This is a genomic window from Campylobacter sp. FU_520 (assembly GCF_025772385.1).
Classification (GTDB): domain Bacteria; phylum Campylobacterota; class Campylobacteria; order Campylobacterales; family Campylobacteraceae; genus Campylobacter_D; species Campylobacter_D lari_C.
Genome location: NZ_JAKMRZ010000009.1, coordinates 61,312 through 76,953, shown reverse-complemented (window position 1 = coordinate 76,953; position 15,642 = coordinate 61,312). Strand labels below are relative to the sequence as shown.

General features: G+C 26.0%; 13 protein-coding genes and 1 pseudogene. 9 read left to right on the top strand and 5 right to left on the bottom strand.

Features of this window, described 5'->3' with window-relative positions; genetic code table 11:
• On the top strand, positions 1-1,789 hold a 1,789-nt coding region (locus tag L8W55_RS04900), incomplete at its 5' end, for a KAP family NTPase (RefSeq protein ID WP_263677610.1).
• Here the strand turns inward: L8W55_RS04900 and L8W55_RS04895 are convergent.
• Entirely contained in the window at positions 1,770-1,922 is a 153-nt protein-coding gene (locus L8W55_RS04895) for a hypothetical protein (RefSeq protein WP_263669761.1), read from the bottom strand. The two genes, L8W55_RS04900 and L8W55_RS04895, sit on opposite strands and share 20 nt — an antisense overlap.
• Positions 1,906-2,297 (bottom strand): annotated as a pseudogene (locus tag L8W55_RS04890) (hypothetical protein). The gene L8W55_RS04895 and the pseudogene L8W55_RS04890 overlap by 17 nt, the downstream one beginning before the upstream one ends.
• Positions 2,298-2,838: 541 nt before the next feature.
• On the opposite strand from L8W55_RS04890, the gene L8W55_RS04885 reads away from it, so the two are divergent.
• Positions 2,839-3,759 (top strand): helix-turn-helix transcriptional regulator, encoded by a 921-nt coding sequence (locus L8W55_RS04885; RefSeq protein WP_263677608.1) that lies wholly within the window; start codon positions 2,839-2,841, stop codon positions 3,757-3,759.
• Positions 3,760-3,763: 4 nt separating this feature from the next.
• Here L8W55_RS04885 and L8W55_RS04880 read toward each other — a convergent pair whose 3' ends face one another.
• Positions 3,764-5,239, bottom strand: a complete 1,476-nt coding sequence (locus tag L8W55_RS04880; RefSeq protein ID WP_263677607.1) for a PD-(D/E)XK nuclease family protein — start codon at positions 5,237-5,239, stop codon at positions 3,764-3,766.
• 107 nt (positions 5,240-5,346) lie between these two features.
• On the opposite strand from L8W55_RS04880, the gene L8W55_RS04875 reads away from it, so the two are divergent.
• The 5 genes from L8W55_RS04875 to L8W55_RS04855 all read left to right on the top strand — a co-directional run bounded on the left by L8W55_RS04875 (position 5,347) and on the right by L8W55_RS04855 (position 10,038).
• Positions 5,347-5,895: a hypothetical protein gene (locus tag L8W55_RS04875; RefSeq protein ID WP_257938780.1), complete on the top strand. Its 549-nt coding sequence runs from the start codon at positions 5,347-5,349 to the stop codon at positions 5,893-5,895.
• Positions 5,892-6,659 carry an agmatine deiminase family protein gene (locus tag L8W55_RS04870; protein ID WP_263677604.1) on the top strand — a complete coding sequence of 256 codons (768 nt, stop codon included), beginning with the start codon at positions 5,892-5,894 and terminating at the stop codon, positions 6,657-6,659. Before L8W55_RS04875 ends, L8W55_RS04870 begins: the two co-directional genes overlap by 4 nt.
• Positions 6,660-6,683: 24 nt before the next feature.
• Positions 6,684-7,343: a hypothetical protein gene (locus tag L8W55_RS04865; protein WP_214127325.1), complete on the top strand. Its 660-nt coding sequence runs from the start codon at positions 6,684-6,686 to the stop codon at positions 7,341-7,343.
• A 66-nt stretch (positions 7,344-7,409) separates the two neighbouring features.
• Positions 7,410-9,332 (top strand): AAA family ATPase, encoded by a 1,923-nt coding sequence (locus L8W55_RS04860; protein WP_263677602.1) that lies wholly within the window; start codon positions 7,410-7,412, stop codon positions 9,330-9,332.
• Between the two features lie 13 nt (positions 9,333-9,345).
• The gene (locus tag L8W55_RS04855; protein ID WP_263677601.1) at positions 9,346-10,038 is read left to right on the top strand and encodes a hypothetical protein; all 693 of its coding nucleotides are present in this window, start codon (positions 9,346-9,348) and stop codon (positions 10,036-10,038) included.
• On the opposite strand, the gene L8W55_RS04850 is transcribed toward L8W55_RS04855, so the two are convergent.
• Both L8W55_RS04850 and L8W55_RS04845 read right to left on the bottom strand, forming a co-directional pair.
• Entirely contained in the window at positions 10,030-11,367 is a 1,338-nt protein-coding gene (locus L8W55_RS04850; RefSeq protein ID WP_263677600.1) for an McrC family protein, read from the bottom strand. The two genes, L8W55_RS04855 and L8W55_RS04850, sit on opposite strands and share 9 nt — an antisense overlap.
• A complete protein-coding gene (locus L8W55_RS04845; RefSeq protein ID WP_263677599.1) occupies positions 11,351-13,246 on the bottom strand; it encodes an McrB family protein in 1,896 nt (631 codons plus the stop codon). Before L8W55_RS04845 ends, L8W55_RS04850 begins: the two co-directional genes overlap by 17 nt.
• Positions 13,247-13,442: 196 nt before the next feature.
• On the opposite strand from L8W55_RS04845, the gene L8W55_RS04840 reads away from it, so the two are divergent.
• Both L8W55_RS04840 and L8W55_RS04835 read left to right on the top strand, forming a co-directional pair.
• The gene (locus tag L8W55_RS04840) at positions 13,443-14,006 is read left to right on the top strand and encodes a hypothetical protein (protein ID WP_263677598.1); all 564 of its coding nucleotides are present in this window, start codon (positions 13,443-13,445) and stop codon (positions 14,004-14,006) included.
• A gap of 144 nt (positions 14,007-14,150) precedes the next feature.
• Positions 14,151-15,632, top strand: coding sequence for a DUF2779 domain-containing protein (locus tag L8W55_RS04835; protein ID WP_263677597.1), 1,482 nt, complete (start codon positions 14,151-14,153; stop codon positions 15,630-15,632).
• Positions 15,633-15,642: the final 10 nt, after the last annotated feature.

Genomic DNA, 15,642 nt, shown 5'->3' with positions numbered 1-15,642 from the left:
AAAAGTTGTAAGCGAAAATTATAAAGTTACAAAAACTAGTGAATATTTAATATCAAAAGAAAAACAATGTTTGGTTATTTTGGGGTCTTGGGGCTGTGGAAAAACATATTTTTGGAAACAAATAGAAAAAGAAATTACTTTAAACTTTAATAATAAAAAAGTTATCTATATAGATCTTTTTGGCAAAGAAAGCTATAAACAAGTAATAGAAGAAATAGTAGTAAGTTTACATGGAAATTATAATAATATTACAAAAAAAACTTTTAAAGGATTAGAAGGTTTAATTAAAGGCACAAGCGGTGGTTTAATAAATATAGATAGTGATGTTATTTTTTCCTTTTTAAAAAAAGAAGATTTTAAAAAAATCGTTGTATGTCTTGATAACATAGAAAGAAGATCTGACAATCTTCCTTTGAAAGAAATTTTAGGACTTGTAAATTTACTTAAAGAAGAAAAAGAATGTAATGTTGTTATGATTCTCAATAAAGATGAGTTAAAAAAACAAGATGATAATTCAGATAATAATAAAAAACAAGATAACAATTCAGATAATAATAATAATAATAATAATAAAGAGGATAAACAAGATACTAAAGACTGGTATCAAGAATACAAAGAAAAAGTTATTGATTGGGAATATATCATAAAAGACAATAACGAAATTGCCAAAGATATTATTATAGAAAAATTAAAAATACAAGATGAAGCCTTAAAAGATGATTTAAAAAATATTATTTTTACACATTATAAAGACCATTTAAATAACAACTTAAGGCTTTTGCTAAAATCATTAGAACATATAAACCATTTCAACGATATATGTTTCATGAAATTTTACAATAAAGAAAATCATGATAATTTTATAGATATTTTAAATCACTACTATTTAGATATATTAAAAGCTATATTAGATTATTATATACCACCAAAAAACTTTCCTAAAAATGCTAATAATATGTATATCATAACATCAAATTATATGAAAAACTTTTTTACTATAGATAAAGCAGATATAGAAAAAATAAATTATGATTTCACTAGTTGTCTTAAAAGCTCAATAAATAAGCATTTTAACAATATTTGCAATATGCTTCATGAATGCAATAATAGCAATGATATAGAGTGTAGTAAAGCAATAGAAGATCTTGCGAAAATGCTTTTACCTATTAAAGATAAATATTCTTGGGATAATTTTAAAGGAGATTTTTATTGTGAAAGATTTTTACAATTTGCTTATTTATATAAAAGGATAACTAATAAAAAACTAGATATTACAGATGAAATCATAAAATTTTTTATTAAAAGCAATGACAATTTAACTTCTTTTAAAAGATTACGAAAACTGATTGCTATTCAGCCTAAATATGCAGAATTTTACGAAAATACTAGAAAATTTCACAAAACAGATTGTAGAACAGAAAAAATTTTTAAATATAGTCAAAACTCCAATACTACAATATTTCATAATCCTCAAATAGATAATTTTAATACTTATACACATCAATCTATCATTGATTGTTTTAAAAACAACAATCAATTTTACAAGGATTTTATTTATTTTTTTAGCCTTCCAGCTAATGAATCTATGAAATATTCTCAAAATTGTATTAGTATGTCCGATTATAAAAAATACTTAAAAATAATAGATTCAAATAATCTATTTCGAGCATTTAATGATTTTATTAATCAAAATGAATATAAAGTTAAAAAGAAACTTTTAATAAAAAATAGAACTAAAATTAAAAAATGCGTTTTATCAGAACTATTACTCACTCATTCAACTCCTTAATTTTATCCATATTGATCTCACATTGCTTATAGTGATAAAAAAGCTCACTATAAGCTTTTAATATATCTTTTTCATCTTGCACTATAGGTTTATGCGCTCTATCAAATTCTAAAAGCTCATTTGGTATTTGCACTTTTTGAATTTGTATTTTGGTTAGTACTTGTGTTTTGCTCCCACAGCCTATCAAGCATAGCATTAAAAAGCTTAGTGGTGTTAGTTTCATTGCTTTTGGATATATAGTTTTTAACATCATCAACCCTTGTTTTGATTTGATTTTTTTGAGTATTTGCATAAAAGAGTGCTTTTAATTCTTGTTCGTGTCTTATTTTAAGCTCCTGAGTAATTTTTGTGAGTTCATTATTTACACCCAAAGCTAAATTTAAATCACTTTGACTTTTTTCTAATTTTGCTTTAGTGCTATCTAACTTAAGATATAAAAATACATTAAGCATAAACATTAGAGCTAAAGCGATATAAAGCTTTGTGTTTTAAATAAAAGATTTATCATTTCTTATTTTAGAAGTTTAAGTAAGATTTGAGTATAATCTAAAAGGGTGGAACACCAAAGGTGGCCGCCTTTGGTGTTAATCAACACTCAATTAGGTGGTGATTAAATTGAACCATAAAATTCTAGTAATAATTATACTACTTTGTATAATTATAGTCAAGGCTTATTAGCTTTGATTTCCCCTTAAAAAGGGGAGCTAGAATACCACCTTTGGCCTACTTAAACTTTTATCTCCTTTCTAAAATTTATTCGTGATTTCTAATTTTATATTTGATAAATCTTGCTGATATAGCAGCAAATCATATAATTTTTTACAAGCTTGTCTGCTTTGACCGACACTTTCATCACTCTTAGTTAAACCTAGTAAAATACAACCTTTTGTATTTTAATAATTACATATTTATCATCTTTTACTCTCAAACATTGTTTTCTAAATAAACTTTCATTTCCAAACTATAAGTTTTGTAGCGTTTATAAACTAGACTTTATTTGTTTATAAAGCAATTGTTGTTAATATTTTGAAAAAATTTAGAGAAAAATCATGAAAGATCTTAAAAAATACATTGCAAATTCCAAGCTAACACGCCTTGAAGTTTTATATGAAAAATTAGTAAAGTCTGAAAATGGCATAACCATAAAAGAACTAGCTCAAGAACTCAATGTAAGTGCTAAAACCATAAAAAGAGATATGCAAGGGGTTTTTGAGCCTATGGGGCTTATTAAAAATGGAAGAAAATGGCGTATCGATACAAGCAAAGACACTCAAGAGCAAGATGATGAAAAAATAATCCTTGAAGTGCTTGATACCATGGCAAAAAGTGCTGGAAATAGCTTTTATGCTAAGGCTCATCCCCTACTTTCTAAACTTTCTCAAAACATTTCTAATCCCATCCATACTAGTTTAGATGCAGAAAAGCTGGAAGAAAAAGATTTAAGCAATTTTCAAATTCTTGAACAAGCCATCAGCACCAAAACACAAATTGTCTTTAAATATGAAAATAAACTTTTCCAAGTAAAACCTTTAAAACTAGCTTTTTTTAGTGGATTTTGGTATTTGCTTGCTTTTGATATGAAAAAACGTGATATTTTCAAAAAATTTTATTTAAAAAATATCCAAAACATCACCCTAACCCAAGAGCATTTTCAAACCAATGAGAGTTTAGAAGTAAAACTTCAAAGAGTAAATTCTATATGGTTTAGTCTTGATAAACCTTTTACGGTAAGGCTTTTAGTAGAAGAACCGATACGAAAATACTTTGAAAGAAAGCCTCTAAATTCACAAATCATCACTGGTAAAGACAAAGATGGCTCCATAGAAATAGAGCTTGAGATAACTCATGAAATGGAAATTTTACCTTTAGTGTATTATTACATACCTTATGTAAAGGTTTTAGAACCTGATTTTATAGCAAATAAAATCAAAGAAGTAGTTGGAGAATACCTTGATCAAATAAGCAAATGATTGCTTATTTGTCAAATTTTAATACTTCTTTAGCTTCATTTAAAGCTTTTTTAATCGTGTCGTTTTCTATAAAATTTTTTATCTCATTATAAATACAATCTTCTATAGTTTTAAATTTATCATCCTTAGTGGTTTTATCATAGTCAATCATATCATAAATAAATTCATAATCTATATCTTGATTTTTTTCACCTAAAATTATTTTTTTAAATATACTAGCTTTCGAGATATTTAAATTTTGATTTTTTATCTCTTGTATTATCTTTTGTATTGCTGATTTAAAATTTTTGATTTTTTCATCATATTCTTTGCGTTCTTCATCATTTTCATAATAATAAGTAATACAAAAATTAATACGCAAATTTTTATAATTTTTGCCACAAAAGTATAAATTAAATGTTGGTATTATAGTGCCGTCTATATCTTTTTCATGATAAATAGTAAAGAAATTTTTGGTTGAGTTGATTTTATCATGGTATTTTTCCACAAGAAAAATATTTTTTCTTATTTTTTTGTTTTTAAATTTCTTTTCGAGTTTATCCATAAATTCACTCATTAATTCTTCACAAATTTCATCCCATTTCTCTCTTACTATTTCTTTTGCTTTTTTATATTTATCATTATCTACATCTTTAAAATCACTTTTATTTTTAGTATATCTATATAAATTTGTAGCATTGTTTAAATTTTCTTTGCTCGATTTCAAAAATTCCATGACATAATCTTTAGCCACATAATCATCTATAGCTACATACCAAGTTAAAAGAGTTTTATACTGATTTAAAGTAAAAATCACATTTTGCATATCATTTTTAAATTTTTTATCAATTTCATTGTTTTTAACTTTATTCTCACACACACCTATACAAGCATTAATCCACTCTTTTATCCATTTATAATCCATTTTTAGATAAAAACTCATTTTTTTATCATTGCTATCATATATAAGATCATCATTTATTTTAAATCCATTTTTTATGCCTAAGCTATATTTGCTAGGCTCGGTATCTTCATTTTTATGCAAATAAATAGTAAGTATATTTTCATGAAAATCATCTATGTTTTTAACTTTTTCTCTTATGTGTTTTATGTAGTCTTTGAGTTGATTTGGTTGATCTTTTGCATAAAGTTTATTTTCTATGATGATATATCTTTTATCTTTTAAACTTATGAGTATATCGATTCTTCTATTATCTTTAGCACAAGCTTCTGTTTCTACGCTTTCTATGTCATGGGCTGTAAGATTTTTAAATTTCTTAGCTTTTGTGTATCTTCCAAGCTTTTTTAAAAACTCATTTGCAAAAAGCTCTTGATAATGATCACTATGCGGATCGATCAAATAAGCTATAAATTTAGAATGATAGTTTTCTTTATACTCAACTCCCAAAGCTTCGAAAATATTTATATCACTCATGCCTTTTTTGGTATTTTCTTCAAATTTATCATTAACCTTTAATAATTCTTCAATAAAATTTTTCATTCACAATGCCTTTAAAATAATTTTCACAATTATACTACAAAAATATAGACTACCATTGTCTGCTTTTTTTAGCTATGATTTTTCAAATCATTCAAAAAGGATTAAAAATGCTTCAAACCATGAAACACATCCTAACTCACACCGATGAGACTTTGCTTGCAAAGAAATTTGGTTATAACAATGTAGAAAAATTTACCAAAACAAAAACTTTGTTTTTAGAATGCGAAAGCATACAAGAATGGCTTTTAAAAGGACATTATGATATGGTAAATTCCTCTTTGGAATTTATGCAAAAATTTGATTTTATCTTAGATAAAGAAATTTTAAATTCAATTTTAGAACAAAATGTTTTATTAAAAGATAAACACATAAAATTACAAGAAGCAAAAGCCATCATAAAAACAAATTTTAAACGTAAAAGCGAGCCTTTGCATACTTTGATGTTTTTATCTCACTTACGCGTGCTTAAATTTACTATTAGCAATGATATGCTCTATCTTGATAAAACGCAAATCATGCAAAAGCTCAAAGAACTAGCTATAAAGCATTATGAAAATTCACAAGGCAAATTAAAGCTTTGGGGAGATATCTTACAATATGACATTATTTATGATGATGAGTTGTTAGTTTTAAGCATGCAAAAGAGCGATGAATGATAGCCATTTCTACACTTTTATCATCAAAACATAAAAGAATTTATCAAAATCTTGTGCAAAATTTTGCTAAATTTAACATCGCTTTTAAAGAAATACCAAGTAATGATATATGGTTAAGAGATTTCATGCCTTTAGTGTATGAAAATACAGCGACAAGTTATATTTATGATCCTGATTATCTTAGAAATTATCCACATTTAAAAACCACTATAAAACCTCTAAAAAATCACTTAAATTTAATCCTTGATGGAGGTAATTTCATAAGAAAACATGATATTGCCTTTATGTGTGAGAAAATTTTTAGCCAAAATCCAACATTTAGCAAGGAAAGCATTATCCATACTTTAAAACAAAGTCTAAATTTAAAACACATAGTCTTTTTACCAAGACTAGCTTATGATAGATATGCGCATAGCGATAGTATGGTAAGATTTATAAGCAAAGATCATGTGCTAATCAATGATTTTTCTTTAGAAAATGTGCAATTTTTTGAGAAATTACATACCGCTTTAAAAGATTTTAAGGTTACAAAAATGAGCTATTCTAAAGAATTTATGCAAAAATACAAATGGGGTGCGTATTTAAATTTTTTAGAGTTTGATAAGGTGATTTTTGTGCCAACTTATAATATTGATGAGGATGAGAGAGTTTTAAGCTTTTTACAAAACATCTATAAAGACAAGCAAATCATAGGTGTATATCTAAAGCCTATTATCAAAAAAGGTGGTGCTTTGCATTGCATTAGTGCTAATATTTTACAATGATTAAATTTATTTAAAGGATTAAAAATGGAAAATCAAGAAAGAGTTGAATTTATCAATCAATTAAACGATGATATTAAAAAGAAATTTCTAAAGCTTTATTTAAAAGGTGTTTTTGGAAGTAAGGAAATTACAAAAAAACTAATCAAAGCAAAAGCATACAATCTTAACATTGAAGAAATGGTAAGAGTAGAATTAAAACTAAACTGCATAAACGATGTGATAAATTTAAAAAATCATTATGAAGTGGTAAGAAAAAAATATAAAATCAATAAAGATATAAAAGATGAAAATGAAAAATTTGGTGCAATCGATAAAATAGTTGAAGAAAAATTTAAAGATATGAAAAATTTTGCTATGTGGTATGAAAAAGCGTATTTAAAAATCGAAAGTAAAAGTAAACTAAAATGTCATTATTGCGGTATCGATGAAGAAAAATTAAAAAATCTATTTGAAAACAAACTTATAACTTCCAAAAAACCATCTTTTAATAGCTCATTGCAAATTGAAAGGCTAAATCCAGATAAAGGCTACAATGAAGAAAATTGTGTTTTAGCCTGCTGTATTTGCAACAATACAAAAAGCGATATGATAAGTGCTAGTAATTTTGAAAATTATTTTAGTAATAGTGTTAAAAATTTCTATAAAGACTTATTAGAAAACAAAACAACAAATAATTTTTCATAACTAGACAACTAAAGTCTAGTTATTTTGTTTATAATTGCATTATATATCTTAGTTTAAAGGTTTATAATGCAAACAAATACTTCTACCCTTACTTACATTGCGGATTTTGATTATTACTCACATAATGTAAAAGTCATCTCACTACACGCACAAATGCTCTCAAACAGTAAACAAATCAAAAAAGATTTTTACAGCGAATTTGAAGATACACTAGAAAAAGATAATAAAATCCCTAGTTTTATCTATAAACAATACTCCAAATTTATCTATCCTAGCTTTTTAAAGAAAAATCTAAGTTATCTTAAAAAATACTTAAATTTTACTCAAGCAGAATGTGATGTGTTTGCGTTTTTTTACTATGCAAACAAAGGTAGATTTGCTTTACACCAAGGTTATAGCACTGCTTTGGGCAAAAAGATCATAGAAAAAATTTTCAACCACACTCCAAAAGATGTCAATAAAGCTTTAAGTGATGATTCTATGCTTTTTAAGCTAGATGCCTTGTGCTATTATGATAGTGATGCCTTTGGTATAGATGTAAACAATTTTGAAAGCATTTTCACTCAAGATATTAGCAAAACTACACTTATGGGTGAGTTTTCGTATTTTTTATCTAAAACTAGACTAAATTTGAGTGATTTTGACTATATACAAGAAGAATTAAATACTATCATTACTTTTTTAAAAAAACGCCAAAAAGGAAATATTTTTATATATGGAAAAGCAGGCGTAGGCAAAAACGAGCTTAGCGCACTCATAGCTAAAGAGCTTGATAAAGAAGCATTGTGTGTTAAAGATTGCGAAAATGATAAAAAATCAAGTAGAATTTCAAATTTTTACGCACTTAAAAAGATACTCAATCCAAAAAAGCAAATGGTAGTCTTTGATGAGTGCGAGGATAGTCTTTGCTATGATTCTTTAAAAGAGAAATTAAAAATCAATAAAATCTTAGATGAAGAAAATGGCATTTGTGTATTTTTATCAAATTCTAAAGACATGGATGAAGCGTATTTGAGACGTTTTGATGTGATTTTAGAGCTTGAAAGTATGCCTAAAGAAAAGAAAATTCAAAATATAAAAAAGCTATTTAATAAAAAAAATATAAAAATAGATGAAGCCATTATAGAAAATATAGCTTCTCATCCTGAACTTTCTCAAGGGGTTATTTTAAAATGTGCAAACAATGCTAAGATCTTTAAAAGAAAAAGCCAAGAAGTATTTGTAAGATTGATCAACGAAAATTTAAAAGCAAGATCACTTTGCGGCATTTCAATGCCAAAAAAAGACAAAAAATACGATTTAAGCTTGATAGAATGTGATTTAAATTTACAAGAACTAATAAACAATATCGATAAAAATTCAAGTTTGAGAATTTTAAGCTATGGCATAGCAGGTAGTGGAAAAAGCGAATTTGGCAAAGAACTAGCCAATGTTTTAAATAAAACTTTACATTCTTATAAACTTAGTGATATTTTAGATCCTTTTGTGGGCAATAATGAAAAAAATATCGCAAACATTTTCAAAAAAGCTTCTAATGATAATGCTATCTTACAACTTGATGAAATCGATGCGTTAATTTATAGTAGAGATGAAGCAAATAAAAGCTGGGAAAAAAGCTTAGTCAATGAAATGCTTATGCAAATGGAAAATTTTGAAGGTATTTTCATAGCTTCTACAAATTACCTGCAAAACCTTGATAAAGCTAGCATAAGAAGATTTGATCTAAAGATAGAATTTCAAGCATTAAAGCAAGAAAAGCTTTTAAAGGCTTTTGAATTTTTTGCTAAAGAATTAAATTTAAGCTTTGATAAAAAACAAATTTCAAAAAGGCTCTTAAGACTTCAAAATATTTGTTTGGGCGATTTTGCGCTAATTCTTAGACAAAATAAAATTTTTAAAATCAAAAACGCCGATGAGTTTTTAGAAAAATTAGAAAAAGAATCAAAACTCAAATCAGATGATGAAAAAATCAATATGGGATTTTTATGAAAAGGATAAAACTATGAACATAACACTTCAAGGAACAATACACAAAAGCTTTGTGTTTGGATTTAATGATATAAAAGCAAAAGAACACATTAAAGCATTATATGAAACAAACAATGATGAGTTTAATTTCCAAACACAAATTCAAAACACAGAAAATATACAACTACTAAGCCAAAGCTATCATTTAGAAAATGGATATTTTTTAGATGAAAATACTCAAAGCAAACTTTTGTCTTTTGAAAATTTTTTAAGTCAAAATTATGCGGATTTTAAATATTTTTGTGTTGTTGATTTTATAAAACATAATGCAAAAATACACTATAAATTAAAAGAAACAAATACAAAAAGCAAACTCTATCATCTTGCAAGTGCATATGCCTTTCCTAAAAATGGCTGGATAGATAAAAAAGTGCTAAACATCAACGACATCTCACCTTATCAAAACATGCTTATAGAAGGGTTATTTTATATTAAAGAGCAAGAATTGCTAGAAATTTTAAAACAAAATAAAAATTTGATAAGAAATAATTTTTATTTAAAAGATTATGATTTTTCAAAAGGTTTAAAAAAACTTTTAGATGTGAGTTTGGATATTTTATTTGCTAATATTAGCACGAAAAATTTTAAACCCTATAAACTAGAAATAAACTCTATCGCTCACGAGGATATAGAAAGAAAGATTTCTTTTGTTAAGCTACTAAAATGATTGTTTTAGTAGCTCTTTGATCCTTTCTATAAATTGCGTTTCTTTTTGGGTAATATACTCAAGAGTAATTTCTTTATCTTGACTATCTTCAAGAAAAATTCCATCAACTATAAATTTATACTCATATGAAAGGATAGAATTTTCACTATGGCATTTTGCTTTTTCAAATTCTTGCATAGGATATAAAAGTCCACCTAAAAGCACCTTGCCTATCTTTTGATAATACCCCATATAAGTATGAATTTGAAACAAATCATTTCTGTCTAAATCTCCCATGCCATTTTGGCTTCTACCTTCCATTTTCATTCTTTTATATTTAGTATCAAAAACTATATATGTATCATCTTTAGACAAAACAATATCAGGTATTATATAGCGTTTATAAAAGCTATTTTTATAAATTTCAAGCTTTGGAGAATCAACCATATATTCTTCAAAATTATTTCTTAAAAGCTTGCTTATATAAATTTCAAAAAGCTCTGCTATATTAACGATAAAACCATAACTTTTTTGATCATTTTTATTTTTACTAGTGAAATTTTGACTTTCTATGATCATTTTTGCATATTTTAAAAGCTCTTTGTAGTTTTGATAGTTTTGATTTCTCAAGGCTTTACTAGAAAAGGCTTTGTTTAAACTTTCTTTTATAAAACAATGCTCGCTTTTATTTTGCACTAAATAGGTTTTTATATGCTTTACATTTTTTAAAAAGCCTGAATTTTTCTTTTCTATGACTTCTAATGCTTTATATAATACATTAATAATATGCACATCCTCTATTTGCTCTCTTGTTTTTGTAGCAACCTTTGCTTTTAAAGGGATATTGTGTTTTATAAATTCAACCATATCAATATTTCCCTTAAAGCGCAAATCGTTGTATTTTTTACTTTGATAATTTTTAGGCAAACCTATCAAAAAACTTTTTTCAAGTTTTTGCACAAAGATATAAAAAAGTATAAACTCACTTATATTGCTTTCCTTTTTTACATCTTGATAAATACTAACATCATCAACAAATACATCATTAGCATAATTTAGCATTCTTTCTAAGAACTTCTTGCCAAACCTGGAATTTATTTCAATTTCCAAACCATTATAAGAAATTTTTCCTATATAATTTCCACTAGCAATTTGCCTTTTATTTTCTTCAATCGTTCTTACTGAAATGATAGGATTTTTAGTATTTTTGCTTAAAATTTTTTCATCATCATTGAAAAAAGAAAAGAAATTTCCATTTTTTATAAAATCTTCAAAATACAGATCAAAATCTTGTATTCTTGAAGATTTTTGATCTATTTCTATAAAGCTATTATCATTTATTTTTATCATCGTTTTTTTCTATAACAAAAAGTTTTTTTAAAATATCCAAGTTTGTTTGTATTTCTTTTTCACTATATTCGCTTCTTAAATACTCTTTTAAAAGCGCTTCAAAGCGGTTGCTAAAAAGTTTTTTCATATCACTATCTTTAATCTCATCATTTTTAAATTCAATTTTTAGAAAATAAGAATGCCCAAGTTGATACTTTTCACCTATATTTTTACTAATTTCTTTGTTTAATTTTTGACAAGCTTGTGCGTATTCTTCAATATTATTTGCATAAATTTCATCTCTTATTACATTATAATCACACTCCATTTCTTGCCATATAAAGCGTCTTCTAAGCGCTAAGTCAAAGCTATCTATACTTTTATCTAAATCATTCATAGTTCCTAAGAAAAATACATTTTCAGGCACATAAAAATCCTCATCATCTCTCATAGAGGCATATTGTGTTTTTATCTTGCCTTTTTCTCCTCTATACTCAAGCGCATAAAGTAATTCTCCAAAAACCCTAGATAATTCCGCACGGTTAATCTCATCAGCTATGAAAAAATACCCATGATCGCTTAGAGCTTCATTAAAATTTCCTTTTTCGAGTTTTTCTGAAAATCCTTTTTCTTCTTCTTTTGCTTTATCACAAAATTCTCTAAAAATTCCATTTTTAAGTTCAAGTTTTAATTGTCCATTTTCAATCCCTGCAGGTTTAATACCTTCTATAAAATCCTCATAAGAAAAACTTGGGTGAAATTGAGTAATGAGCATTTGATTTTCATTTTTAATGATATTTTTTACATTATTTACTATAGTGTAGGTTTTTCCAGTTCCAGGAATTCCATGAAAAATGATGTTTTTATGCGTTTTTAAAAGCTTTTTAAAGCCTTCTAAATCATTGCTTTTTATATCTGCTTTGCCACATAAATTTGCAAAATCATAAGCTGCTTTGTAAAGTTTATAATACACACTTTCAGTTATGTTGTTTATATATTTTTCACCATCACCTTGTAGTTTATCTTTTGTAATTAAAGCCAAATCAGATTTTTTTATCTTATCAATCAAATTTAAAAATTGATCTAAAATATAGTATTTTGGAAGATGTTTTCTTTCTTGTATTTCAAGTTTTTCTAAAACAAAATTAAAATATTCTTGTTCATTATTTGAAGTATTTTCTTTTTTTCTTTTCTCAAGTTCATCTTTTGAATTTTCATTTAGCATTTCAAAGATATATTTAGCCATATTTATCATAGCATCATTTGCAAGTGGAAATTTATCATTACTTTCTAAGTTAAATTGTAAAAAATATGCTAATTCTCTAGCAGTAGCTTTCATACCTTCTACATTTTCAAGCATATCGAGTAATTGTGTCAAGTCTTTACTTTTATCTGAAGCATCTTTTATTTTTTTAAGATTATCAACTAATTTTGTTTTATCTTTTAATAAATTCGTAGCATTACCTTGCATTTTAGCACTATTTATACTTTTATCCCACCATTTTTCAAAAATATCTTTTTTAAAATTACCCTGATTGAAATCTATCTCGTCTATTTTTTCTTTACCAAATGTTTCGCTAAAATTATCCACAATTTTGCTTTTTGTTTGTAAAAATTCTCCATCTTTATCAAATTTAATATGTATAGTACTTTTATTACTATAATCGTTTAAATATTCCCCAAAAGCACCTTTTAACTTATCAAATACATCGTTATTAACTTCATAAATTTTCTTGGTTAAATCTTCAAATTTCGATTCAATATCATCATTTTTGTTAATTTCACTATTTCTTTCTCTACCAAATTTAGTATGATAAATATAACATTTTCCATCTTTATCAAAAAAATAACCAAAATTTTTATCTTTAATTGCATTTAAACTAGTTTTTAAATCACTCATTGTTTTCCTTAGTTTTGATTTTTATAATTATAACTTAATTATTTGCATTGTTAATTATACCAAAATAAAAAAACAAAAATAGACAAATACAGTCCACTAAAATAAATTACAATTGTAAAATAAAAATATCAAGTCACGGAGGTGTTAAAAAATAAAAATCAAATTTAAAATAACAAATCAAAAACAAAGGAATAAAATGAAAAAACTATTTTTAATTTTAAGCATGTTAATGTGTATATGCTTTACTTTTGCCAATGCTGAAGTAAATTATACAACAGCACAACAAGATATAACAATAGAAAAAACCATAGATAACAATACAAGCACAAAAATAGCTCAAGAAGATTATACCAATACAATAATCACCACCATAGCTATCTTAATATATATCATCATAGCTGCAGTGCTTGTGTATTATGGATTAAAAGGCAAGGTAGTCATATATAGAAATACAATAGATCTTAGCTTGTGTGTTGGATTATTTGCTGTATTGCCTTTAGCCTTTATAATCTTTATGACATTATTTCTAATGCGAATAGAAAGAGATACTGCGCTAATGATTATGGGTGTCATTGCTTTTATATGGGAATGCGTTGTATTATATATAGCATACACAACACTAAGAGATAATCGCAACAATCCATTACTAATGATTTTAATACTACCTTTAAAAATAACATTAGGATTATGGTATGGACTTAGTATTTTTGCAGTTTTGAGAAAAAGCAATCTTAAAACCGTAGCGCAAAGAAGAGAATAAAAACAAAATGCGTTAGCACGCTTTGCTTTTTCAAGCGGACTAATTTATGCTCTAATGTGAGATAAACCTTTGAAAAAATAATACTCTAGCCTATTTTAATAAAATAGACTAAAATTCAAATAAAACAACGAAGAAAGGTAAATAATGTTTTTTTCAAAATCAAGATACACAAGAGGCACACAATGCGCTAAGTCTTTATGGCTGAAAACTTACAAAAATGAAGTATTGAGTGTGCCAGATGAAAATGCTTTAGCTAAATTTAGCACCGGTAACAAGGTAGGCGATCTAGCCTGCGAGCTTTTTCCAAATGGAGTAAAGATAGAATTTGAAGGTAGTTCTTTGAATGAAAAATGCGAACAAACTAGAAAACTATTAGAAAATAACCAAGAAGTGATTTACGAAGCTACTTTTTGCTATGATGGCATTTTGATCATGATAGATATTTTACAAAATACTAAAGATGGTATGATCATTAACGAAGTAAAAAGCTCTATATCTTTAAAAGATGTTTATATAGATGATTGTGCTTTGCAATATTATGTTTTATCAAATTTAGGCTATAAAATCAAACAAGTTAATCTGATACATTTAAACAATGAATACTATAGAGGCGATTTTCTTGATATAAATCAACTTTTTAAGATCAATGATATCACAAAAGAAGTTTTATTAAATCAAAACCAAGTTAAAGAAAATTTAAAATACTTCGAAGAAATTTTAAGTAAAAATGAAGAGCCAAATATAGACATAGGAACACATTGTTTTGATCCTTATGAGTGCGATGGATATGAGTATTGTTGGATTAAACAAAGAAATTTATGTGAAAGTGAGAATATTTTTAGTATTTCAAGGCTTAATGCAAATAAAAAATTTGAACTCTATCAAAAAAATATAATCAATTTTAAAGATATAAAAGATCCATCCATCTTTAATGAAAACCAACAAATTCAAATCAAAGCTTCACTTAATAAAGAAATCTACATAAACAAAGAAAATATCAAAAAATTCTTAGATACGCTAACCTATCCTATATATCATTTAGATTTTGAAACATTTATGCAAGCTATACCTGAATATAAAGGTATAAGACCTTATATGCAAATTCCTTTTCAATACTCTTTACATATAGACTATAAAGACAAGTTAGAACATAAAGAATTTTTAAGCGAATGTGGGATCGATCCAAGATATGAACTTGTAAGAAATTTGATCAATGATATACCAAAAGATGTTTGCGTACTTGCTTATAATGCAAGCTTTGAAAAAGGTGTAATAAGGAATTTAGCGCTTGCTTTTCCTGAATTTAGCGAGCATTTGTTAAATATAGAAAAAAACATCAAAGATCTTATGATACCTTTTCAAAATAAAGATTTTTATCATTATAAAATGCAAGGGAGTTATTCTATAAAAAAAGTCTTACCAGCTCTAATCCCTGATATGGAGCAAGCTTATAAAAATTTAAATTTAATCCACAATGGAAGCGAAGCTATGCAAAGTTTTGAAGCTATGCAAAATATGGATGAAAACGAAAGAAAAGCTTACCGCCAAGCCTTGCTAGAATACTGCAAACTTGATACTTTAGCCATGGTAAAAATTTTAAAACATTTAGAAGAGCTTGTAAAATAATAAATATACA

Bases quoted from the DNA above. Each gene is read 5' to 3' on its own strand.
- L8W55_RS04860 (WP_263677602.1), top strand. From the start codon at position 7,410: ATGCAAACAAATACTTCTACCCTTACTTACATTGCGGATTTTGATTAT.
- L8W55_RS04865 (WP_214127325.1), top strand. From the start codon at position 6,684: ATGGAAAATCAAGAAAGAGTTGAATTTATCAATCAATTAAACGATGAT.
- L8W55_RS04885 (WP_263677608.1), top strand. From the start codon at position 2,839: ATGAAAGATCTTAAAAAATACATTGCAAATTCCAAGCTAACACGCCTT.
- L8W55_RS04835 (WP_263677597.1), top strand. From the start codon at position 14,151: ATGTTTTTTTCAAAATCAAGATACACAAGAGGCACACAATGCGCTAAG.
- L8W55_RS04855 (WP_263677601.1), top strand. From the start codon at position 9,346: ATGAACATAACACTTCAAGGAACAATACACAAAAGCTTTGTGTTTGGA.
- L8W55_RS04845 (WP_263677599.1), bottom strand. From the start codon at position 13,246: ATGAGTGATTTAAAAACTAGTTTAAATGCAATTAAAGATAAAAATTTT.
- L8W55_RS04840 (WP_263677598.1), top strand. From the start codon at position 13,443: ATGAAAAAACTATTTTTAATTTTAAGCATGTTAATGTGTATATGCTTT.
- L8W55_RS04875 (WP_257938780.1), top strand. From the start codon at position 5,347: ATGCTTCAAACCATGAAACACATCCTAACTCACACCGATGAGACTTTG.
- L8W55_RS04880 (WP_263677607.1), bottom strand. From the start codon at position 5,239: ATGAAAAATTTTATTGAAGAATTATTAAAGGTTAATGATAAATTTGAA.
- L8W55_RS04870 (WP_263677604.1), top strand. From the start codon at position 5,892: ATGATAGCCATTTCTACACTTTTATCATCAAAACATAAAAGAATTTAT.
- L8W55_RS04850 (WP_263677600.1), bottom strand. From the start codon at position 11,367: ATGATAAAAATAAATGATAATAGCTTTATAGAAATAGATCAAAAATCT.